The sequence below is a fragment of the Pseudomonas sp. GWSMS-1 genome (assembly GCF_049847425.1).
Taxonomy (GTDB): domain Bacteria; phylum Pseudomonadota; class Gammaproteobacteria; order Pseudomonadales; family Pseudomonadaceae; genus Aquipseudomonas.
Map to the genome: position 1 here is coordinate 62,654 of NZ_JBMHHV010000003.1, position 19,271 is coordinate 81,924.

General features: G+C 59.5%; 22 protein-coding genes, 1 pseudogene and 1 riboswitch. Of the genes and pseudogenes, 12 read left to right on the plus strand and 11 right to left on the minus strand.

Annotation, left to right across the window (positions count from 1 at the left end):
- Window positions 1–76 precede the first annotated feature (76 nt).
- Genes ACEPAJ_RS01155 through ACEPAJ_RS01165 form a run of 3 tightly spaced genes read left to right on the plus strand, consistent with a single transcriptional unit; the run spans window position 77 to window position 2,958 of the window.
- Window positions 77–1,204 carry a diguanylate cyclase gene (locus ACEPAJ_RS01155; RefSeq protein ID WP_425913535.1) on the plus strand — a complete coding sequence of 376 codons (1,128 nt, stop codon included), beginning with the start codon at window positions 77–79 and terminating at the stop codon, window positions 1,202–1,204.
- Complete coding sequence (locus ACEPAJ_RS01160) at window positions 1,197–2,138, plus strand: iron-sulfur-binding ferredoxin reductase (protein WP_425913037.1); 942 nt, start codon at window positions 1,197–1,199, stop codon at window positions 2,136–2,138. Before ACEPAJ_RS01155 ends, ACEPAJ_RS01160 begins: the two co-directional genes overlap by 8 nt.
- A 46-nt stretch (window positions 2,139–2,184) precedes the next feature.
- Window positions 2,185–2,958, plus strand: a complete 774-nt coding sequence (locus ACEPAJ_RS01165) for an enoyl-CoA hydratase (RefSeq protein ID WP_425913039.1) — start codon at window positions 2,185–2,187, stop codon at window positions 2,956–2,958.
- Window positions 2,959–3,020: 62 nt separating this feature from the next.
- Here ACEPAJ_RS01165 and pyk read toward each other — a convergent pair whose 3' ends face one another.
- Complete coding sequence (gene pyk, locus ACEPAJ_RS01170) at window positions 3,021–4,472, minus strand: pyruvate kinase (RefSeq protein WP_339526129.1); 1,452 nt, start codon at window positions 4,470–4,472, stop codon at window positions 3,021–3,023.
- Window positions 4,473–4,644: 172 nt separating this feature from the next.
- Here pyk and ACEPAJ_RS01175 point away from each other — a divergent pair, with 172 nt between their 5' ends.
- From ACEPAJ_RS01175 to ACEPAJ_RS01185, 3 genes are all read left to right on the plus strand, one after another.
- Window positions 4,645–5,019: a tetratricopeptide repeat protein gene (locus ACEPAJ_RS01175; protein ID WP_425913041.1), complete on the plus strand. Its 375-nt coding sequence runs from the start codon at window positions 4,645–4,647 to the stop codon at window positions 5,017–5,019.
- A 68-nt stretch (window positions 5,020–5,087) separates the two neighbouring features.
- Complete coding sequence (locus ACEPAJ_RS01180; protein WP_425913042.1) at window positions 5,088–5,510, plus strand: DUF4124 domain-containing protein; 423 nt, start codon at window positions 5,088–5,090, stop codon at window positions 5,508–5,510.
- A gap of 60 nt (window positions 5,511–5,570) precedes the next feature.
- Complete coding sequence (locus tag ACEPAJ_RS01185; RefSeq protein ID WP_425913044.1) at window positions 5,571–5,933, plus strand: PilZ domain-containing protein; 363 nt, start codon at window positions 5,571–5,573, stop codon at window positions 5,931–5,933.
- A gap of 69 nt (window positions 5,934–6,002) precedes the next feature.
- Here ACEPAJ_RS01185 and mqo read toward each other — a convergent pair whose 3' ends face one another.
- Together mqo and ACEPAJ_RS01195 are read right to left on the minus strand one after the other, a co-directional pair.
- On the minus strand, window positions 6,003–7,505 hold the full coding sequence (mqo, locus tag ACEPAJ_RS01190; protein WP_425913045.1) for a malate dehydrogenase (quinone): 1,503 nt from the start codon (window positions 7,503–7,505) through the stop codon (window positions 6,003–6,005).
- 453 nt (window positions 7,506–7,958) lie between these two features.
- The gene (locus tag ACEPAJ_RS01195; protein WP_425913046.1) at window positions 7,959–8,192 is read right to left on the minus strand and encodes a hypothetical protein; all 234 of its coding nucleotides are present in this window, start codon (window positions 8,190–8,192) and stop codon (window positions 7,959–7,961) included.
- A gap of 223 nt (window positions 8,193–8,415) precedes the next feature.
- Here ACEPAJ_RS01195 and ACEPAJ_RS01200 point away from each other — a divergent pair, with 223 nt between their 5' ends.
- Entirely contained in the window at window positions 8,416–9,000 is a 585-nt protein-coding gene (locus ACEPAJ_RS01200; RefSeq protein ID WP_425913047.1) for a YajG family lipoprotein, read from the plus strand.
- Between the two features lie 84 nt (window positions 9,001–9,084).
- On the opposite strand, the gene ACEPAJ_RS01205 is transcribed toward ACEPAJ_RS01200, so the two are convergent.
- A complete protein-coding gene (locus ACEPAJ_RS01205; protein ID WP_322949182.1) occupies window positions 9,085–9,291 on the minus strand; it encodes a hypothetical protein in 207 nt (68 codons plus the stop codon).
- Between the two features lie 257 nt (window positions 9,292–9,548).
- Between ACEPAJ_RS01205 and ACEPAJ_RS01210 the strand changes: the two genes are divergently transcribed.
- The gene (locus ACEPAJ_RS01210; protein WP_425913048.1) at window positions 9,549–9,836 is read left to right on the plus strand and encodes a hypothetical protein; all 288 of its coding nucleotides are present in this window, start codon (window positions 9,549–9,551) and stop codon (window positions 9,834–9,836) included.
- 59 nt (window positions 9,837–9,895) lie between these two features.
- Here the strand turns inward: ACEPAJ_RS01210 and ACEPAJ_RS01215 are convergent, their stop codons facing one another.
- Window positions 9,896–11,062, minus strand: coding sequence for a 1-acyl-sn-glycerol-3-phosphate acyltransferase (locus ACEPAJ_RS01215; protein ID WP_425913049.1), 1,167 nt, complete (start codon window positions 11,060–11,062; stop codon window positions 9,896–9,898).
- Between the two features lie 128 nt (window positions 11,063–11,190).
- Here ACEPAJ_RS01215 and ACEPAJ_RS01220 point away from each other — a divergent pair, with 128 nt between their 5' ends.
- The 3 genes from ACEPAJ_RS01220 (at window position 11,191) to ACEPAJ_RS01230 (ending at window position 12,557) form a co-directional block, all read left to right on the plus strand.
- Complete coding sequence (locus ACEPAJ_RS01220) at window positions 11,191–11,373, plus strand: CPXCG motif-containing cysteine-rich protein (RefSeq protein WP_425913050.1); 183 nt, start codon at window positions 11,191–11,193, stop codon at window positions 11,371–11,373.
- Window positions 11,373–11,633: a putative signal transducing protein gene (locus ACEPAJ_RS01225; RefSeq protein WP_425913051.1), complete on the plus strand. Its 261-nt coding sequence runs from the start codon at window positions 11,373–11,375 to the stop codon at window positions 11,631–11,633. Before ACEPAJ_RS01220 ends, ACEPAJ_RS01225 begins: the two co-directional genes overlap by 1 nt.
- Before the next feature lie 306 nt (window positions 11,634–11,939).
- On the plus strand, window positions 11,940–12,557 hold the full coding sequence (locus ACEPAJ_RS01230; RefSeq protein WP_425913053.1) for an SOS response-associated peptidase: 618 nt from the start codon (window positions 11,940–11,942) through the stop codon (window positions 12,555–12,557).
- A 79-nt stretch (window positions 12,558–12,636) separates the two neighbouring features.
- Here ACEPAJ_RS01230 and ACEPAJ_RS01235 read toward each other — a convergent pair whose 3' ends face one another.
- Both ACEPAJ_RS01235 and ACEPAJ_RS01240 read right to left on the minus strand, forming a co-directional pair.
- Window positions 12,637–13,479: a methyl-accepting chemotaxis protein gene (locus ACEPAJ_RS01235; protein WP_425913537.1), complete on the minus strand. Its 843-nt coding sequence runs from the start codon at window positions 13,477–13,479 to the stop codon at window positions 12,637–12,639.
- A gap of 12 nt (window positions 13,480–13,491) precedes the next feature.
- Window positions 13,492–14,787, minus strand: a pseudogene (locus tag ACEPAJ_RS01240) (HAMP domain-containing protein); the annotation flags it as partial.
- 170 nt (window positions 14,788–14,957) lie between these two features.
- Here ACEPAJ_RS01240 and ACEPAJ_RS01245 point away from each other — a divergent pair.
- Window positions 14,958–15,770 carry a M48 family metallopeptidase gene (locus ACEPAJ_RS01245; protein ID WP_425913055.1) on the plus strand — a complete coding sequence of 271 codons (813 nt, stop codon included), beginning with the start codon at window positions 14,958–14,960 and terminating at the stop codon, window positions 15,768–15,770.
- Between the two features lie 68 nt (window positions 15,771–15,838).
- Here ACEPAJ_RS01245 and ACEPAJ_RS01250 read toward each other — a convergent pair whose 3' ends face one another.
- The 4 genes from ACEPAJ_RS01250 to ACEPAJ_RS01265 all read right to left on the minus strand — a co-directional run bounded on the left by ACEPAJ_RS01250 (window position 15,839) and on the right by ACEPAJ_RS01265 (window position 19,206).
- Window positions 15,839–16,282: an ester cyclase gene (locus tag ACEPAJ_RS01250; RefSeq protein ID WP_425913057.1), complete on the minus strand. Its 444-nt coding sequence runs from the start codon at window positions 16,280–16,282 to the stop codon at window positions 15,839–15,841.
- A gap of 102 nt (window positions 16,283–16,384) precedes the next feature.
- Window positions 16,385–16,969, minus strand: coding sequence for a TMEM165/GDT1 family protein (locus ACEPAJ_RS01255; protein ID WP_425913059.1), 585 nt, complete (start codon window positions 16,967–16,969; stop codon window positions 16,385–16,387).
- Window positions 16,970–17,045: 76 nt separating this feature from the next.
- Window positions 17,046–17,183, minus strand: a riboswitch (yybP-ykoY riboswitch).
- 30 nt (window positions 17,184–17,213) lie between these two features.
- Complete coding sequence (locus tag ACEPAJ_RS01260) at window positions 17,214–18,212, minus strand: methyltransferase (protein ID WP_425913061.1); 999 nt, start codon at window positions 18,210–18,212, stop codon at window positions 17,214–17,216.
- 28 nt (window positions 18,213–18,240) lie between these two features.
- Complete coding sequence (locus ACEPAJ_RS01265) at window positions 18,241–19,206, minus strand: 2-hydroxyacid dehydrogenase (protein ID WP_425913062.1); 966 nt, start codon at window positions 19,204–19,206, stop codon at window positions 18,241–18,243.
- Window positions 19,207–19,271: the final 65 nt, after the last annotated feature.

Genomic DNA, 19,271 nt, shown 5'->3' on the forward strand with positions numbered 1-19,271 from the left:
AATTGACTAGGCATCCTGTGGTCACGGGGGTAGAGTGGCGGCTAGATGCCAGTATGGGATGGAGCCCATAATGCCCATGACCTCAAACAGTCAAACAGGTACCCGGCGCACCTTACAAAGCCTACTGCTAAAGCGTTTCGGTATGGCAGTGGGAACTTACGCTTTGACCGGGCTGTTGTGCGGCGTTGGCGTGTTTGCTGGGTTGTTTGATGCGCCGCCGTTAGCCGTTTTAGGCATCGCCGCCTTGGCCGCGCTCAGCCAATTAGTTTTTCTTGGGCTGTTTCTGTCCCGCCTCAATCTGCGCTTCGCCGATCCCAGCTTGACTGAGCCTCAGGTGCTGGTGGCATTGCTGTGGCTGACAGTGCTGCTTTCGCAGTTCAGCGAGGGGCGCGGCAGCTTATTGGTGATCTACCTGCTGATTTTGCTGTTCGGCGTGTTTCAGCTGCCGCCCAAGGTCTTTGCCCGCTGCGCATTGGTCGCCTTTTGGGGCTTTACCGGGTTGAACCTGTATGAGGCCTATACCCTGCAGTTGCGTGCGCCACGTATGGCGCTGATGCAGGCCTGCGTATTGGCTATGGTGCTGGTGTGGCTTTGCCTGTTTGCCAGCTATGCCCAGGCTTTGCGCAAGCGAATGCGTCAGCGCCGTTTTGCCCTGCAAGCCCATCAGGATACGCTGCGCGGTATGATGCGCCAGCTGGAAGACTTGGCTGCGACTGACGAATTGACCGGGCTGTACAACCGTCGGCACTTCCTGCGCTTGGCCAGTTGTGAGCTAGAAAGTCTGTGTGGTGGTCGTCAGCACGGCCTGGCATTGCTGGATCTCGACCATTTCAAGCGCATTAATGATATGCACGGTCACGCGGCGGGTGATCGCGTCCTGCAAACGTTTGCCGCCGTCGCCCGCGCCTGCCTGCGCGATGGGGATGTGGTGGCACGTTATGGCGGTGAGGAATTTGTCTTGCTGTTACCCAATACCGAAGCCGATCAGTTCACGGCCTGCTGCGAGCGCTTGCGCGAGGCTTTTAGTCGCGCCGAGCCGCTGGGCGTGCAGGTGGCCAATCTGAGTGTATCCATTGGCATGACCTTGCTGACCGCTGACGATGACCTTGATGAAGCCCTGCAGCGTGCCGATCAGGCGCTGTACCAGGCCAAGCGTGATGGGCGTAACCGTTGCGCGGCGACCTGGGAGGATGTGGATGCCTGAGTTGCGGGCCGCTGAACGCTGCCTTGAGGTCGCCCCTGCCAGTAACCTGCTGGACAGCCTGCTGGCTGCTGGCATCGCCGTGCCCTATAGCTGCCGCGCTGGCAGCTGCCATGCCTGCCTGGTGCGTTGTGTGCGTGGCGAGTTGCTCGATGCCAAGCCTGAGGCCCTGGACGAAGCGCGGCGTGAGCAGGGCTGGCGGCTGGCGTGCCAGTGTCGGGTGGTGGATGACGTGCAGGTCGAGGTGTTCGATCCGTTGCGTGATGCGGTCCCAGCGGTCATTCACAGCTGCGATTGGCTAAGCCGCGATGTACTGCGCCTACGCCTGACCCCACCGCGGCCAGTGCGTTACAGCGCCGGCCAGCACCTGCAGCTCTGGACTACCAGCGGGATTGCCCGACCCTACTCCTTAGCCAGCGTGCCGGGCGAGGATGCCTGGCTGGAGTTTCATATCGATTGCCGTCAGGGTGGCGCATTTGCCTCAGAGGCGCGGGCTTTTCAGCCGGGTGACAACCTCCGTTTGGGTGAGTTGCGCGGTGCAGCGCTGCACTATGATCCTGATTGGCAAACCCGGCCGCTCTGGCTGATGGCTGCGGGTACCGGGCTGGCACCGTTGTACGGGGTGCTGCGCGAGGCGCTACGCCAGGAGCATCAGGGGGCGATTAGGGTTATTCACGTGGCCCATGATGCTTCTGCGCATTACATGGCCGAGCCCTTGCGGGCATTGGCGACCAGCCATTCTCAGGTACAGGTCGAGCTGCTTGTGGCGGTCGAGTTGCCGGCTGCTTTGGCCGAACTGCGCCTTGTTTCACGGCAAACCGTCGCCTTACTCTGCGGCCACCCTGACAGTGTCGAAACCTTTGCGCGCCGTCTGTATCTGGCGGGTTTGCCGCGTAGTCAGGTTTTCGCTGACGTCTTTTTGCCCCACGCACGGTAGTGGCTTTTATTGCTGGCATGCGGGTAGCCTGTTTCGAGGAATGATGATGAGTGAGCATCTACTGGTTGAGCGTGAACAAGGGTTGCTGACCCTGCGCATGCACCGCCCCGATAAGAAGAATGCCCTGACCCGCGCCATGTACAGCGGCATGGCCGAAGTGTTGGTGCAGGCTGATCAAGATAAAAGCGTGCGCGCCGTGCTGATCACTGGCGGCGAGAGCTGCTTTACCAGCGGCAATGATGTCGCCGACTTTATCAAGGCGCCACCGACTGGGCTGAACAGCGAAGTGTTCCTGTTTATGCAGGCGCTATTCGAGTTCAGCAAGCCGGTGGTGGCTGCAGTCAACGGCCCTGCGGTGGGCATCGGTACGACGATGCTGCTGCACTGCGACCTGGTGTATGTCAGCCGTGATGCCAGGTTGAAGATGCCTTTCGTCAACCTGGGCCTGTGCCCTGAGTATGGTTCCAGCCTGATCCTGCCGCGCTTGCTCGGCCATGCCCGCGCTGCTGAGCTCTTGCTGCTGGGGGAAAGCTTTACCGGTGAGCAGGCAGCGACTTGGGGAATTGCCAATCAAGCGCTGGACGGCGGTGCCGCCACCCTGGCCAAGGCCCGCGAAATGGCCCTGCGCTTTCAGCAACTTGCACCGGCTGCAGTGGCGGATAGCAAACGCCTGATGCGCGCGCCGGATCGCGAGCAACTGCGCCGGGTGATCGAGGAGGAGGGCGCGCTGTTCGGTCAACGCCTGCGCTCGCCGGAAGCCATCGAGGCGCTGACCGCTTTTATGCAGCGGCGCACGCCGGACTTCAGCACGTTCACCTGATGCCTTGAGGTAAACAAAAAAGGCCGCTCAATCGAGCGGCCTTTTGCATTGCAGCGCAGCAGTTAAACGAGCGCTTCACCGACATGCAAAAGCTTCATGGTGTTGGTGCCGCCGATGGTGTGGTAGCTGTCGCCCTTGGTCAGGATCACCCAGTCACCAGCCTGTACCACGCCGCGTTTTAGCAACTCGTCCACTGCGGCCTGGCTGACTTCGGCCGGTTGCAAGGCAGCTGGGTCGAACGGCACGGTGTAGACGCCACGGAACATGGCCGCACGGGCCTGGGTTTCGCGGTGCGGGGAGAAGGCGAAGATCGGCACCGAAGAACGGATGCGCGACATGATCAGCGGCGTGTAGCCGCTTTCGGTGAGGGCGATGATCGCTTTCACACCGGGGAAGTGATTGGCCGTGTACATGGCCGCTAGGGCGATGCTTTCGTCGCAACGCTCGAACTCGGTGCCGATACGGTGGCTGGACTTCTTGCTGGTCGGGTGCTTTTCCGCGCCCAGGCAAATCCGCGCCATGGCTTGCACCGCTTCCAGCGGGTAGGCGCCGGCGGCGCTTTCCGCAGAGAGCATCACTGCATCGGTGTAGTCGAGCACGGCGTTGGCAACGTCGGAGACTTCCGCACGGGTCGGCATCGGGTTCTGGATCATCGACTCCATCATCTGCGTCGCCGTGATCACCGCCTTGTTATGGCGGCGCGCGTGCAGAATGATTTTCTTCTGGATACCGCACAGCTCGGCATCGCCGATTTCCACGCCCAGGTCGCCACGGGCAACCATTACGGCGTCACTGGCGCGGATCAAGCCATCGAGGGTTTCGTCATCGGCTACGGCTTCGGCGCGCTCGATCTTGGCCACCAGCCAGGCGGTGCCGCCGGCTTCATCACGCAGCTTGCGTGCGTAGTGCATATCGTCGGCATCGCGCGGGAAGGACACAGCCAGGTAATCCAGCTCCATCTCGGCTGCCAGTTTGATGTCGGCTTTGTCTTTCTCGGTCAGCGCCGGCGCAGTCAGGCCGCCGCCACGGCGGTTAATGCCTTTGTGGTCGGACAGCGGACCGCCGATGATCACTTCGCAGTGCAGGGCGTCGCTGGTGGCGCTGACGACGCGCATCACCACACGGCCGTCGTCGAGCAGCAGCTCGTCGCCAACGCCGCAATCCTTGACTAGATCCGGGTAGTCGATGCCGACGATGTCTTGCGTGCCGGCGGTCAGCGGATGGCTGGTGGAGAAGGTGAAACGGTCACCGAGCTTGAGCTCAATGCGCTTGTTGGCGAATTTGGCGATGCGGATCTTCGGGCCTTGCAGGTCGCCCAGCAGGGCCACGTGGCGGCCGTGCTTTGCGGCCAGTTCGCGCACCAGCTTGGCGCGCGCTTTGTGCTCGTCTGGCGAGCCGTGGGAGAAGTTCAGGCGGGCAACATCCAGGCCGGCGATGATCAGTTGTTCAAGAACCTCGGGGCTGTTGCTCGATGGGCCGAGGGTGGCGACGATTTTGGTGCGGCGAACGGTCATGCACAGACTCCTGAGTGGCAACTGCAGACGAGGCTACTATGCCGCAACCCTGTAGTCATTGTTCCGCTGCACTACCTCTGGCGGCCACGTGATGCTGCATGAGTTATTGCTGGGTGTGGTGCTGCAGAATTTCTTTGAGCAGTCGATACACTGCACATCGGAGGAGAGGCTTATGCGCATACTGTTGATTGTTTTTTTGCTAGTGGGATTGGCCGGCTGCAACCGCTACTCGTTCGACCATCACCTAAATAGTGCCTACGAGGCTTATGATCGCGGCGAGTGCGAGGCGGCCATTTTGTCGTTGTCCAAGGCCGAGCGTAATAGCCGTTCGCGGCGTTATATGCAGCCCGAAATCTCTCTGCTGCGAGGCCAGTGCCTGGAGCGTCAGGCGCTGTTTGTCGATGCCATGCAGACTTATCAGTTCATCATCAATCAATACCCAGCCAGCGAATATGCCTACCGTGCCCGTGCGCGTATGAATACCCTGCGCCAGCTTGGGCATGAAGGTGTTGATATGGCGGTTAAGGTCAGCCCGGTCAAGCCTTGACCGCTGGTCGTCATCGCTGACAGAGCGCTGATCGCGGCAGTAAGCTGAGGCTTTTCGGGAGGGAATCCATGCGTGTTTTGTTGTGCCTGTTGTTGTTACCGGGGCTGGCCGCTGCGGAAATTTATCGTTGGACGGATGCCAATGGTCAGGTGCACTTCGGCCAGCGCCCTGCAGTCGCGGGGGCGGAAAAGGTTGAAGTGAAACCACAGGTGGTTGAGCGTGACCAACTGACCCGTGAGCGGGAAGAACGTACCAGTCGGTTTTACGATGCCCGCCGTGCAGAGCAGGCGCAGGCCTCCGCAGTTGCAGCCGAGCAGCAGGCCAAGCGTGCCCAGGAGTGCCGCGAGCTGCGTAAGCGCCTGGCCTCTATTCCTGAAGGGCGTAGCTACTATCGGGATGAGGCCGATGGCCAGCGCAGTTATTACAGTGACAAGCAAATTGATACCGCCCGTCAGCAACTGCAAGGCCGCGTATCCGAACGCTGTTCCTGAAACTGGTTTAAGCGCAGTAGTGGGGCCATACTTAATGGCCGTTTATAGCGATTTGCCACTATGCCAAAGCATGTTCAGCGCCGCATCGAACGTCATCAGCTGCCGTACTACCTGAAGGTGTTCAATCGCATCACCGACAAGCCCATGGGCTATATCGGTAACGTCTCTCTGGACGGTCTGCTGCTGATCAGCCAGCTTCCCCTGCTGGTGGGTGCGCGCTTTGATATGTGTTTGAAAATTCCAGGTCATGATGCCCTGCATCACATTGACTTCTCGGCCACTTGCCAATGGTCCCGTGAGGATGTCACTCCCGGCTACTATGATTCGGGTTTTGCGCTGGTGGCGCCGCCCGCTGACTATGTTGAGATGGTGGATGCGCTGCGCCATTATTTCAGTTTCAGGCAGATGACCACCTCAGCCTGAATGCTTTTGCGCTGACTGAGCATGCATAAAAAACCGCCCCGAAAGGCGGTTTTTTATTGCCTAAGCGGTTTAGGCGTTAACGCTTTGCTCCAGTTGCAGCAAGGCATCGGAGCGCGACTGCACTTCGCGGTAGCGCTCGGCATCGCTGGCCAAAACATCAGCCATGGCCGGGAAGATCTCGTTCAGCTTGGTGCGCCATTGCTCTGACTTCACCTGCTCGCCGAAGCAGCGCTGGATCAGGTCAAGCATGATCGAGACGGTTACCGAAGCACCTGGCGATGCGCCCAGCAGGGCGGCCAGAGAACCGTCTTGTGCGGCCACCAGCTCGGTGCCGAACTGCAGGATGCCACCGTTTTTCGCATGCTTCTTGATGATCTGCACGCGTTGGCCCGCGATCTCAATGCGCCAGTCTTCGGCTTTGGCTTCTGGGTAGAAGCCGCGCAGAGTTTCCAGGCGCTTCTCTTCGGACTGCAGTACTTCCTTGATCAGGTAGCGGGTCAGGTCGAAGTTGTCGCGCGCCACGGCCAGCATGGGGCCGATGTTGTTGAAGCGGATCGACAGCGGTAGGTCGAGGAACGAACCACGTTTGAGGAACTTGGTGGTGAAACCGGCGTAAGGGCCGAACAGCAGCGAGGTCTTGCCTTCGACTACGCGGGTATCCAGGTGCGGGACCGACATCGGTGGTGAACCGACGGCCGCTTGGCTGTAGACCTTGGCCTGGTGCTGTTTGACGATTTCCGGGTTGTCGCAGCGCAGCCACTGGCCGCTGACCGGGAAGCCGCCAAAGCCTTTACCTTCAGGAATGCCAGACATCTGCAAGAGCGGCAGCGCCGCGCCGCCGGCACCAAGGAAGACGAACTTGGCTTGGATTTCCCGAGTACTGCCGTTTTCCAGATTCTTGACGCTGACGCGCCAGCCTTGACCGCTGCGCTTGAGGCCTACAACCTTTTGGCCACAGGTGACCTTGGCTTCGTTCTGCTGACGGAGGTGGTCGAGCAGGTGCAGGGTTAATGCGCCGAAGTTAACGTCGGTGCCGGCCATCACTCGGGTGGCGGCGATTGGCTCGTTCGGGTCGCGGCCCGGCATCATCAGCGGCATCCATTCGGCCATGGTGGCGCGGTCTTCGCTGTATTCCATTTCGCTGAAGGCGTGGTGAGCGGTCAGCGCGGTAAAGCGCTTCTTCAGGAAATCGATGCCTTTCTGGCCACGTACGAAGCTTAAGTGCGGAACCGGGCTGATAAACGATTTGGGCGAGCCAAAACGACCTTTCTCGACCAGGTAAGCCCAGAACTGCTTGGACTCCTCGAACTGAGCATTGATGGACACCGATTTTTTGATGTCGATCGAGCCATCAGCCGCTTCTGGCGTGTAGTTCAGCTCGCACAGGGCCGCATGGCCGGTGCCCGCATTGTTCCACGGGTAAGAGCTTTCACTCGACGCGGTGCTCATCATATCGAGCACTTCCAGCTTGATGGCTGGGTCGAGTTCTTTCAGCAGTACGGCCAGGGTCGCACTCATGATGCCGGCACCAACCAGCACCACATCCATTGTTTCGTATTCGTTTTGCGCCATTACCACTTCTCCGCAAACCAGCACTCAATAGACGTTAATCAGCCAGGACAAACAGGCAATCAGCAGTCGGTGAGACGTTCAGGGTTGAAGGAAGCAGGCTTCTGGGAGCAGATGCCAACCGCGAGATCGTTCATTTTCGCCACACTCTTGTGAAGTTTTCCAAACCGTTTTTTTCACGCTCTTTTGGAGTCGTGAACCTCAAAACACGTTTGCCTGAGCCAGCTTTTCACCGACGTAAAGCGACCTTTGCAGAAGCTGCATGGCGTTTCACAGTTGGGAAAAGCGCTAGCTAGAAGGCAGCGTGAAGTGGGCGACTCTCTGGGGCGCGGCCGATGAGTGGTGCATCAGCGTGACGGCAAGGCCCGAACAGGAGGCGTCCTTATATTCGGGGCGCGATTATAAGGGCAAAGCAGGAAAATTGATCGCCTGGTGTGACTTTTCTTCTTTTGTCCGTCAGGCCGCCAGCGTTTGCCGGGCGTGCAAACATGGCACGATTTGTAAGGTTCGGGCGCTGGCTGGCAACGGCCGATTGAGCCAGCTGGAGCAACTTTGTTGCACCTCAACCCAGCCAGGGCCTTGCGGGGCTTGGGCTGACTGGCGCAGCGCCGTGCAAATGCCCTGCGCGTCGAGTAGGGCGAATGAGCGCATCGGACGCTTTGGGGCGAGCAGGCTACGCAGGGCAAACATGGCGATCACTCACAGATAGGGAAGACTAAAGTCTTATGCCCGATGCGCATGACAAAGGCATTACGGGAACCTGTTACACCCCTGTGCGTCAGATGAGGGGCTGTTGCCGTGTTGGATTAGCTGCACGTACAGCGCTAACCGACCCCAACCAGCGCTGTCAGGCACATATCGCGCTGGTTATACTGCGCGCCACATCTGCCCCTTATTCTATGGAGAGTTGAGCATGCTGCATCGTCTGCTGTTTGGTCTGGTGGCTGTTGCCAGCCTTACTATGGTGGGTTGTGCCCACAGCCCGCAACAACTCAGTCCACAACCCAAACTCAATAGCCCGATCACGGCTGTTGGTCAGGGCCAGCCAGTGGTGGTGCGGGTGGCCGATGGGCGTCCTTCGCCGGTGTTAGGCACCCGCGGTGGTCTCTACCCTGAAACCAGCGCCATCAGTGTGTCTGGTCAGGACATCCTGCCCAAGCTGCAGGCCCAGGCTGAAGCGGCCGTACGTTTGCTAGGGTTTACCCCAAGCGCCAATGCCTACAACGCCCCTCAGTTGACCTTGACCCTGGCCGAGCTGAAGTACCAGTCGCCGAAAGAAGGTTTGTACGTGACTGAGGCTGACATGACTGCGACCTTCCGCGTCGACGTGCAGAACACTAGCCGTCGCTACAGTGGCCGCTACGGCGCGTCGTTGAATCAACGTTTCGGCATGGCGCCTAATCAGGCCACCAACACCAAGCTGGTTAGCGATGTGTTGAGCGATGCCCTGACCCGCGCGTTTAAGGACCCGACCATTGGTCAGGTGCTCGCGCAGTAAGCGGTGTTGGCGTAATAAAAAAGCCCGGATTATTCCGGGCTTTTTTCTATTTGCGATTTCTCGCCTGCAGCGAACGACCACGCTTTAGGCGGCTTCGCTGTAAAGCGCTGGCAGGCTGATGCCCGTGCGCGTGTCGATATCAGGCAGGGCGTAATGTTCATGGCCGCCGAGGGCGCAGTACACCAGCCAGTGCTCGTCTTGCACGTTGAATGACAGCCCGTCGATGACGGCTTCAACGTCGTCCAGCGAGTCGATCAGGTAGTCGCGGTCTTGGGGTTGGGCATGCAGCATGGTGAGATTCTCCATGGCTAATAAGGGGCTGTGCTTCGCGCAAAGCCTTTTGGGCGCGGCGTTGCGGCGCGCGTTAAACCCTATATCAAGCATGTGACAGTACGCTCACAGTCACTGCGATTCGTCGGAATCGAGCCGCGAGAGCGGCATCCTTCGGTAGACTCCGCGCCCGTAATTGGACTGCCCGTTGCTGTATCGGGTGTGCTGATGGTCAGGCGCGACACTGCTCGCATGCCATTAAGAAGTTGAGGTCTAACATGTCGTTGCAAGCGCTCTGGTGGCTGATCGAAGGGCAGCCCGGGCAGTGGCTGAATGGGTTGGCGCTGTTTTTTGCCCTGGCCGGCGCCTGGTTGCTGTTGGCCACCCGCCTGCGTGAGCAGCTTGCGCAGGCGCGGTTGTTGGCCGGTAACGCGCTAAACGCGCTGGCGCAGCAGGCCGATGCTTGTGATGAGCCGACCCGGCGGATCAACCGTTTCTTCTATCGATTTGGTTATGCTTGCCTGGCCTTGGCGCTGCTGCTGTCCTGGCTCAGTATCCAGCTGTAGGGTCGGGTTAGACAAAAACGGCAGCCATTGGCTGCCGTTTTTTATTGCGGGTAAGGGCGCTAAAGGGGCAAGCCGGCCTTGATTCGGTACTGGTTACGCACCGGGTTGGCGTATTGCAGGATCAGGTAGGGCTGCTGCTCGCTCGGGCAGTTGGCCAGGCGGCGTTGCCATTCGATTTTTGCCGCACTGAGTTCTGCGGCAGGGAACAGTTCGGCCGCGTCGGGCACAGCCAGTGCAGGGTCGCGATCCGCCCACATGGCATACGCCAGGTAATGCACGGGGAACAGCCGGTAGCCGGTAAGAATCTGCCGATCCATCTCCGCCGCCAGAACCTTGCTGTCCTCTAGGCATTGTTCCACCGGCGCGCCGAAGTGCACATGTACGCGGCCTTTGTAGCCGGTAATGCCGAGCGCGATGCTTTGGTCATCCTCGCCGGCGGCCTTGGTGTAACTGCCACTGCTGGCGCGGGTTGACAGTTCGCGGGCCTTGGCCTGATCGCAAGGGTCGTATTCATAGCTGATCGACACCGGCGTCAGGCGCAGGCTGTTGATCAGCTCGGCAAACGGCTCGGTTTTACGGCTCATATGAAACATCTTGAGGATCGCCGAGTCGGTGCGGTCATCACCGTCCTTGGCGCGCCCCTCAGCCTGGGCGATCCAGATAGACTCGCCATCAACGCGGATCGAGTGATTGATATAGGCCGAGAGCAACTGGTAAGCCGCCAGCTTCTCGCGCCGGCCAGTGATCGAGCGGTGCACGATAAAGCTCTTGTTCAGGCGCATCAGGTCGCTGACAAACGGCTTTTGCAGCAGGTTGTCGCCAATCGCGATGCGTGGCGTCGGCAGGCCTGCGTGGTATACCGCATAGTTGACGAACGCCGGGTCCATCACGATATCGCGGTGGTTGGCGAGGAACAGATAGGCTTGGCCAGCTTGCAGGTGCTCGATGCCGGAATAGCTCACGCCATCGGTCGCCTGCTCAATGGTGTGGTCGACATAACTGGCAATGCGCGTTTGCAATTGCGCCACCGAACTCACGTCACGGAACTCAAGACGCAGGCGATAGGCTATAAGTGGTTTAAGCAACCAGCCCAAAGGCCCAGCCAGGCGCGGGAAGCGGAACTGAGTGAGGATGCCGAGAAACGCATCGTCGGCCAGCAGGCGCGCAAGTACGGCAGGGACTTCTGCGTCAGCGTAAGGTCGGATGGTATCGAATTCGCCCATCATGTTCTCTTGTCGTGGTTGGCTGTAGAGATGTTCACTGCTCTGGTCGTCGCGCTCAGCATGGGCTGTTGCGCGACCGCAGGGCCAGCTATAGACCGGCGATTATACGCCCAAGTCACAAGGAGACCGCGATGCTGGAAACTCAGGACTACCAGTGCCCTTATTGTGGCGAGCAGGTCGAGGCTTTACTCGACCTGTCTGCTGGCGATCAGCAATACATCGAAGACTGTCAGGTGTGCTGCCGGCCGATCGTATTTTCGCTGCAGACCGATGGTGAGGACTGGAGCCTCGACGTGCGCGGGGAGAATGACTGATGCAACGCATTTATGAGCCGCAAGACCTGATGGAAGCTGAGTTGCTGCTCGGCATGCTGGCCAGTGAGGGCGTCGACGCCTACCTCACCGGGCAGCACCTGGCGGGCGCAGTGGGCGAGTTGCCTGCCTGCGGCTTGCTCGGGGTGATGGTTGAAGATGACCAAGCGCACAGCGCACAACAGCTGATCGCCGCGTACAATGCCGCCCTGCCGCTGCCCGGCGATGAGCCGGATAATGTCCAAGGTACGCTGCTCTGCTGATTGCCGGTTATGGTCTGCTGCGCTTCGGATCTGCGTTGTTTAAAGCAGACCGGGCCGCGGCGTCTTGCAAAGCCTCTTGTGGCTAATGCGCTTCATTGCGACCCCGAATGGGCGAGTAATGCTCATGTGCAAACGTACACGCGTGTGCGAGCCCAGCCCGCTTGATTCGCTACGCTCCCCCTTCGGGCCAGGCTGCGGCTGTTACTAAAGCAGCGCCTTACAGGGCTCTAGCTTGCGAGACCGTAAAGCACGTTTTCAAATGTCGTTGTGCAGCTTTTTCTCTATTCAAACGCTATCGAGTTGCCCATGTGTGGACGTTATGCCCTGTTCCGTTGGACGCCTGCATTTGCGGCGATTCCCGGTTTTCCCGCTGACCAGTTACCGCACTGGAGTATCTCGCCGCACAGTCAGGTCTTGCTGCTGCGCAATGTCGACGGCGAGCGCCAACTGGCGCGCGCGCGCTGGGGGCTGACGCCACCCTGGTTGACGGATCTCACTAAGACCCCCGCCCAGGCACGCGCGGAAACTCTGGCTGAACAGCCGATGTTTCGTGAGGCGTTTCGTCTGCGCCGTGGTCTGTTGCCGGCTAATGGCTTTTACGAATGGCGAGGCACGGCGCGCAAACGCCCGTATTGGCTGACGGGTGAGGGCACGCCGCTGTACTTTGCGGCCTTGTGGGAGGCTTATCCGGTTGAGGGTTTCGTCTACCTAAGTGCTGCGGTCGTCACCCAGGCGGCTGCCAATCAGCGTCGGCCGTTGATTCTCGATGAGGCCGGGCAAGCGGCGTGGTTGTCGGCCGATACATCGCATGCTGAGTTACAGGCCCTGTTGGCAAGGCCGCAACCGGCACTGCGCGAGCGGGTGCTGGCCAACCTGGTCAATGATCCCAAGCTGGATGCGCCGGAGTGCCTGACGCCTGCCTAGTTGGCGGGTGCTCCTTACAAGGCATGAACAATAAAAAAGGGCGAACTGCGAGGCAGTCCGCCCTTTTTTGCCTGCCCAGTTAGACCTTGAATTGGTTGATTAAGCGACGTTGCTGTTCGGCCAGTTTGGTTAGCTCTGCGCTGGCCTGGCTGGCCTCGTCGGCGCCACCTGCAACTTCATTGGCCACCTGGCCAATATTGGTGACGTTACGGTTGATGTCTTCGGCAACTGCGCTTTGCTCCTCGGCCGCGCTGGCGATCTGCGTATTCATGTCGTTGATCACCGAAACCGCCTGAGTGATGGACTGCAGTGCTTCGGCTGCCTGGCTGGCCTGCTTCACGCTGATTTCGGTTTTGCTCTGGCTGTCTTCCATGACCTTGACGACGTCGCGGGTACCTTGCTGCAGCTGCTGGATCATGGTCTGAATTTCTTCAGTGGCCTGCTGGGTTTTTTGCGCCAGGTTACGCACCTCGTCGGCCACTACGGCAAAGCCTCGGCCCTGTTCGCCAGCGCGTGCGGCCTCGATGGCCGCGTTGAGCGCGAGCAGGTTGGTTTGCTCGGCAATGCCGCGAATCGCCACCAAGATAGCGTTAATGTTCTCGCTGTCTTTGGCCAGCGTTTGCACCACTGTCACCGCGCGTCCGATTTCCTGGGCCAGTGCAGCAATCGAGTCAGCGGTGTCCTGTACCGTTTGCTTGCCTTGATTAGCGGCGCGGTCTGCATGGTTAGCCGCTTCAGCTGCATGAGTCGCGTTGCGTGCCACGTCTTGGGCCGTAGCGGTCATTTCATGCACGGCAGTGGCGACCAGTTCGATTTCCGCCATTTGTTTCTGCACGCCCTGGTTAGTGCGGATGGCAATGTCGGCAGTGTGCTCGGATGAGTCGCTGACTTTCTGTACCGAACTCACCACCTGGCTGATCATGGCCTGCAGCTTACTTAGGAACGTGTTGAAGCCGAGTGCGATCATGCCCAGCTCGTCCGCTCGGTCGGTTGTTAGGCGGCGGGTTAGGTCGCCTTCACCCTTGGCGATGTCATCCAGCATCGCCACCATTTGTTTTAGTGGGCGGGCAATGCCGTAGCCAACAAACCACACCACCAATAAGCCAATAGCCGCAATCAATAAGCCCACCAGCGCCATGCCCAGGGTGTCGGCCTCGCCTTGTGCGTGGAGGTCGGCCTGCATGCTCTGTAGATCAGCCATGACGGTATTGACCGGGAGTACCAGCATGAGCACCCAGCGAGTATCGCTATCGCCAATATTGAAGCTGAGAAACAGTTCGATGTGGTTCTTGGACGGGTCTTCTTGCTCGTCAATGTCATAGATGACTTGGCCTGCAGTCATGCTTTGTAAGTTCGCCACTTCGTTAGCGTCGAGCAGCTCAGTTGCAGGGCTACCAAGCTTATCCGGGGCTTGAGTCGACGCGACCAGGCGGCCATTACTCGCGATAAGCGCTATTTCCCCGGCGCCGTCATAGAGTTGGCTGTCTGCTTTGAGCAGCAACTCCTGAATGAAGTTAACGGCCAGGTCTGCCCCGGCAATGCCACGAAATTGGCCATTAACGAGAATCGGAGAAGTAAAGGAGGCGAGCATGATCATCTTGCCGCCGACGTCGTAGGGGGCAGGGTCAATCACGCAGGTTTTTTTGCTCTCTTTGGGGCAAAGGTAGTACTCGCCAGCGCGAACACCAGTAGGGAGCAACGTTTCGGTCTCCATATCGCCAAGGGCATCAATACCTAAGCTGCCATCGGCATTGCGGAACCACCATGGGTTGAAGCGCCCCGAGCCATCGTAGCCGTTTTCTTTTATGCCGGCGTAGACGTCATCATTGGCGTCGAAGGCATTTGGCTCCCAGCCGATATAACTGCCCAGCAGTTTAGGGTTTTGTGCTGTGGTTTCGTGTACGAGGTTTACCAGCTCTTCCCGGCTAATGGACAACAGCGGGCTGCCAGTGCTGTCCTGCATACCGAGTAGCGCGTTAGTTCGCGCCAGGTCGGCAGTGATCTGCAGGGGTACGTCTAACTCACGCTGAATCTGTAAGACCTGGGCTTGCGCCAGAGCCGTCAAACGTTGCTGGATGACGTGTTCGAGTAGGTCGCGGGTGCGCTCCTGCACTAACTCCTGGCTTCTGCTGCTGGCAAAAACTGCGTACATCACCAGTGCAGCGACCACGGCGAGGACGCTCGCACCGGCCATCGCTGCAACTGAAAATTGAATGGATTTAAGCTTCATGGATGCTCCGGCGAGAGTAGGGGGCTATCCATAGCTATCGGCAGGCTGGGATGGAATCCGTAGTGCCGTATGCAGATAAAAGATGGCTTAGGCTGATTGTGCAAGTTCAGCTGTTGCTCGGTTGGAGGGGGCGGCCTAGCATACGAGCCTTGTTTATCGGGAGATTCAGCATGAAACACTTGTTGCCATTATCTGCGCTGGCTGCGGCCTTGCTGTTGGCAGGATGCCAGGCCGTTAATACCACCAGTGGCGGCGCGGTGGGTGTAGAGCGCAAGCAGTACATGTTTAGCGCGCTCTCGACTCAGGAAGTTAATCAGATGTATGCGCAGTCCTATCAACAGACCTTGGGCGAGGCTTCCAGTAAAGGTGTATTGGATAAAACCAGTAATAACGCCAAGCGTCTGCGTACGATTGCCGATCGCCTGATCAAGCAAGCGCCGCTGTTTCGCCCGGATTCCGCGCAGTGGCAGTGGGAAGTCAACCTGATCAAGAGCCCCGAACTTAACGCCAACTGCGGCCCGGGCGGCAAAATTATTTTCTACAGCGGCATCATCGATAAGCTGGACCTGACTGATGACGAGATCGCCGCGATCATGGGCCACGAAATGGCTCACGCGCTGCGCGAACACAGCCGTGAGGCAATGTCCAAGGCCTACGGTATCGAAATGGCCAAGCAAGGCGCCGGCGCTTTGCTCGGGCTGGGCTCAGACACTCTGGCGCTGGCCGATGCCGCGGTGGAATACGGCATGACCCTGCCCAATAGCCGTGGCAATGAGAACGAGGCCGACCTGATTGGTTTGGAGTTGGCGGCCCGCGGTGGCTACAACCCTAACGCCGCGGTGAGCTTGTGGCAGAAGATGGCTGCAGCCAGTGAAGGCGCACCGCCTGAGTTTATGAGCACTCACCCGTCGTCGAATAGCCGTATCGCGTCCTTGCAAGCGGCAATTCCTAAAGTAATGCCGCTGTACGAGCGGGCGCGTTAAGTCGCGATCAATATCAAAAAGCCCCGCTTGCATGCGGGGCTTTTTTGTTTGGGGCATGGTGTTCGCGGTTAAGGCAGGGCTTTGGCTGCAAAGGATTGCGTGGGCATGCCCAGCTGTGAGCGGAAACTTTCCATGTCGAACATGGTGCAGATTTCCTGGATTTCATGGCTTGGGGTGAGCGTCCAGAAGGCCATGGCCGAGATGCTCAGCACTTTGTCGCTGGGCTGATAGCCGAGGGCAGGCCGCTGGATGGTGCCGATCAGGGTGCTCCAGGTCACCACTTTGTAACCTTCGGCAATGCATTCCTCAACCACCACCTGCAAATCTGGCATGGCGTGACGGATGTCTTTCACCATCTGCGTAAACGCTGGGCTGTTGAGTGGTCTGCCCATAAACGAACTCTTATAGAGAAAGTCTTTGCTGTGCAGTTGCTCTGCCAGCATCGGGCGGCCTTTGTTCCACGACAGGTCTATATGCTGGCGTACCAGCTTTTTCCGATCATCCAGTGGCATGCATGTCTCCGTGACGGCCTGTAGGCAGGTTTTTTCCCACTTTAGCAGTCGTCTACGGGTCGAGATAGGGGATTGACGCCAGTGTCCTGGCGTCGTTGCGGGTTAAATCAGCCCACTGAATTTCATTGCCTGGTACCCGGCATAGATGGCCAGAGCTGCAAAGGCGCAGGCGGCCACCCGGCGAATCAGCGTCAATGGCAGGCGCTCGGCTGCAAAGTTACCGGCCAGTACCACCGGCACGTTAGCCAGCAACATGCCCAAGGTCGTGCCCATGATCACCAATATGAAGTGTGGGTATTGTGCCGCGAGCATCACCGTTGCCACTTGAGTCTTGTCGCCCATTTCGGCGATGAAGAAGGCGATCAGCGTCGTGAGGAACGGGCCGTATTTTTTCAGGCCGGATTCTTCGTCCTCGTCGAGCTTATCCGGCACCAGTGTCCAGAGCGCGACGGCGACAAAGCTGGCGGCGAGCACCCAGCTAAGGGTGGCGGGGGAGAAGAAGCTGGCTACCCAGTTGCCGACAGCACCCGCCGCGAAATGGTTGGCCAGGGTGGCGACCACGATGCCCCAGATGATGGGCCAGGGTTTGCGAAAGCGTGCGGCCAGGAGCAAGGCAAGCAATTGCGTCTTGTCACCGATTTCGGCCAAGGCAACGATGAAGGTTGGAACAAATAGGGATTCGAGCATCAGGCTTTCCTAAAGGGGCGGGTCGACACGGCTATGACACGTACAGCCTTCCCGCCCCGGGTAAGGTGTGCGTGTCATAGGTCTTGTCAAACCGCAGGCCCCGCTGAGTGGGCCTTGGGTCGCACGCGCCATGCTCTGTTGAGCAAGTATGTTGACGCGTGCCGGGCGAGCTGGCGCTCGCGGGAGACTACTCCCCTAGGACGCGCGCATTTTGCCCGCGCACCCGCGAGAGGGCAAGCTTGTTTTAGTTTTTGCGGGCGCGGTAGATGCGAAAGCCCTTGGCATCGGCCAGCGTCTGGCAGGTACCGAGGTGCTGCTCGATCAGTGGCGGGTATTTGAGGAAGCTGTTGGCGACCAGGCGCAGCTCGCCTTGGCTGGCCAAGTGTCGGGCCGCCTGGCGCAGTAAATGTTCGGTAGCCTGGTAGTGGGTGTGCACGCCCTGGTGGAAGGGCGGGTTGCTGAGGATTACGCTGAGGCCGGTGGGGGCGGCATCGATACCGTCACCACTGATTACATCGGCGTGCAGGCCATTGGCGGCGAGCGTCAGGCGGCTGCTTGCCACGGCAAAGGCGTCGACATCCAGCATCGTCACCTGGCTATCTGGGTAACGGCGTTTTAGCGCCGCGCCGAGAACCCCGGCGCCACAGCCGAAATCCAGCATGTGCCCGCTCGGCAGGTTATCCAGGTGCTCCAGCAGCAGTGCACTGCCTACATCTAAACGGCCATGGCTGAATACGCCGGGCAGGCTGAGCACTTTCAGGGGGCCATCGCTCAGGGGTAGCTCATAGTGCTGCGCCAGGCTGTGCAGATCCGGCGTGGCCGGTGTGTGCTCAACCCTGACTTGCCAGAGTTGGCAGTGCCGTGCGCTGTCGAGTTTGCGCGCCTGGCCAAACGCTGCCAATTGTTTGGCCGCACGCTCGACACCTGCGCGCTTTTCTCCCACGAGGAACAACTCGCGCCCACCCAGGCGCGCGGCCAGAGTGTTGAGCAAGTATTCGGTCAGTTCGCGGGATTTCGGCAGAAACAATACCGCCGCCTGGAAGTCGCGTTCGTCAGGCTGGGTGGCAAACTGGCAACGGTTGCTGAAGCGCGCATCCAGCAGGGCATGCTCACCGGCGTGCCAGCTCCAGCCGTGGGCCTCCGGGAAATGACCGAGCAGATCATCCGCCGGCAAGCCAGCCAGCAGCAATTGGCTGGTGAATAGATTGGCCTGACGCAGCAGTACTTCGCTTCGCGGGTCCATGGACGCTCCTGGAAAAAAGTCGCGTAGCTTAGCCGACTACGCGCACCGGTGCGCCGTTGAAAAATGCCTGAGCGTTTTCTGTCATCTGGCCGACGATGCGTTGCCGTGCCTCGCGGCTACCCCAGGCGCTGTGCGGCGTGATGATCAGTCGAGGAATATCGGCGGCGAGCAGCACGTTGCCATCCTTGGGCGGCTCCTGGGTCAGTACATCGGTGGCTGCGCCGCCGAGGTGGCCGGCGCGCAGCGCATCAGCCAGGGCCTGTTCGTTGACCAAGCCGCCACGCGCAGTGTTGATCAGCAGGGCGCCAGGCTTTATCAGGCTGAGCTCGCGGGCATCGATAAGGTTCAGGGTGTCGCTGTTCAGCGGGCAGTGCAGGGTGAGCGCGTCGACCTGTGGCAGCAGTTCATCCAGCGGCAGACGGTCTGCGCGGGCCGGGCGGCCGGGTAGCTGACCGAGCAGTACGCGCATGCCAAAGGCTTCGGCCAGTCGGGCGACGGCGCTGCCGAGCTCACCATGGCCAAGCATGCCGAGGGTTTTGCCGTGTAGCTCGATAATCGGGTGGTCTAACAGGCAAAATTGCTGCGCCTGTTGCCAGCGACCGGCGCGCACATCCTGCTGATAATCCGGCAGGCGCGTGGCCAGCGCGAGCAGCAGCATCAAGGTGTGCTGCGCCACCGATGGTGTGCCGTAGCCCTGGCAGTTGCTCACTGTAACGCCGTGAGCGCGTGCGGCAGTCAGGTCAATTGAGTTGATGCCGGTGGCCGCTACCAAGATGAGTTTCAGCTCAGGGCACGCGGCGAATACCTCGGCAGTCAGGGGCACTTTGTTGCTGATAGCAACCTGTACACCTTGCAGGCGTTCGATGGTCTGCGCCTGGGTGCTGTGCGGATACAGTTGCAGGTCGGCAAAGCAGGCGCTCAGGCTGGATAAATCAAGATCGCCCAAGTCGAGCGAGCTGTGGTCGAGAAAGACGGCGCGGTGACTATTACTCATCAGCTGTATCTATCCTGCTGGTTTGGGTGGGGAGTAAGGTTGCGAGCCTAACAGAATCATTTCGT

Coding starts and splice junctions, on each gene's coding strand:
- ACEPAJ_RS01155 (WP_425913535.1), top strand. CDS start 77: ATGACCTCAAACAGTCAAACAGGTACCCGGCGCACCTTACAAAGCCTA.
- ACEPAJ_RS01160 (WP_425913037.1), top strand. CDS start 1,197: ATGCCTGAGTTGCGGGCCGCTGAACGCTGCCTTGAGGTCGCCCCTGCC.
- ACEPAJ_RS01165 (WP_425913039.1), top strand. CDS start 2,185: ATGAGTGAGCATCTACTGGTTGAGCGTGAACAAGGGTTGCTGACCCTG.
- pyk (WP_339526129.1), bottom strand. CDS start 4,472: ATGACCGTTCGCCGCACCAAAATCGTCGCCACCCTCGGCCCATCGAGC.
- ACEPAJ_RS01175 (WP_425913041.1), top strand. CDS start 4,645: ATGCGCATACTGTTGATTGTTTTTTTGCTAGTGGGATTGGCCGGCTGC.
- ACEPAJ_RS01180 (WP_425913042.1), top strand. CDS start 5,088: ATGCGTGTTTTGTTGTGCCTGTTGTTGTTACCGGGGCTGGCCGCTGCG.
- ACEPAJ_RS01185 (WP_425913044.1), top strand. CDS start 5,571: ATGCCAAAGCATGTTCAGCGCCGCATCGAACGTCATCAGCTGCCGTAC.
- mqo (WP_425913045.1), bottom strand. CDS start 7,505: ATGGCGCAAAACGAATACGAAACAATGGATGTGGTGCTGGTTGGTGCC.
- ACEPAJ_RS01195 (WP_425913046.1), bottom strand. CDS start 8,192: ATGTTTGCCCTGCGTAGCCTGCTCGCCCCAAAGCGTCCGATGCGCTCA.
- ACEPAJ_RS01200 (WP_425913047.1), top strand. CDS start 8,416: ATGCTGCATCGTCTGCTGTTTGGTCTGGTGGCTGTTGCCAGCCTTACT.
- ACEPAJ_RS01205 (WP_322949182.1), bottom strand. CDS start 9,291: ATGCTGCATGCCCAACCCCAAGACCGCGACTACCTGATCGACTCGCTG.
- ACEPAJ_RS01210 (WP_425913048.1), top strand. CDS start 9,549: ATGTCGTTGCAAGCGCTCTGGTGGCTGATCGAAGGGCAGCCCGGGCAG.
- ACEPAJ_RS01215 (WP_425913049.1), bottom strand. CDS start 11,062: ATGATGGGCGAATTCGATACCATCCGACCTTACGCTGACGCAGAAGTC.
- ACEPAJ_RS01220 (WP_425913050.1), top strand. CDS start 11,191: ATGCTGGAAACTCAGGACTACCAGTGCCCTTATTGTGGCGAGCAGGTC.
- ACEPAJ_RS01225 (WP_425913051.1), top strand. CDS start 11,373: ATGCAACGCATTTATGAGCCGCAAGACCTGATGGAAGCTGAGTTGCTG.
- ACEPAJ_RS01230 (WP_425913053.1), top strand. CDS start 11,940: ATGTGTGGACGTTATGCCCTGTTCCGTTGGACGCCTGCATTTGCGGCG.
- ACEPAJ_RS01235 (WP_425913537.1), bottom strand. CDS start 13,479: ATGATCAGCCAGGTGGTGAGTTCGGTACAGAAAGTCAGCGACTCATCC.
- ACEPAJ_RS01245 (WP_425913055.1), top strand. CDS start 14,958: ATGAAACACTTGTTGCCATTATCTGCGCTGGCTGCGGCCTTGCTGTTG.
- ACEPAJ_RS01250 (WP_425913057.1), bottom strand. CDS start 16,282: ATGCCACTGGATGATCGGAAAAAGCTGGTACGCCAGCATATAGACCTG.
- ACEPAJ_RS01255 (WP_425913059.1), bottom strand. CDS start 16,969: ATGCTCGAATCCCTATTTGTTCCAACCTTCATCGTTGCCTTGGCCGAA.
- ACEPAJ_RS01260 (WP_425913061.1), bottom strand. CDS start 18,212: ATGGACCCGCGAAGCGAAGTACTGCTGCGTCAGGCCAATCTATTCACC.
- ACEPAJ_RS01265 (WP_425913062.1), bottom strand. CDS start 19,206: ATGAGTAATAGTCACCGCGCCGTCTTTCTCGACCACAGCTCGCTCGAC.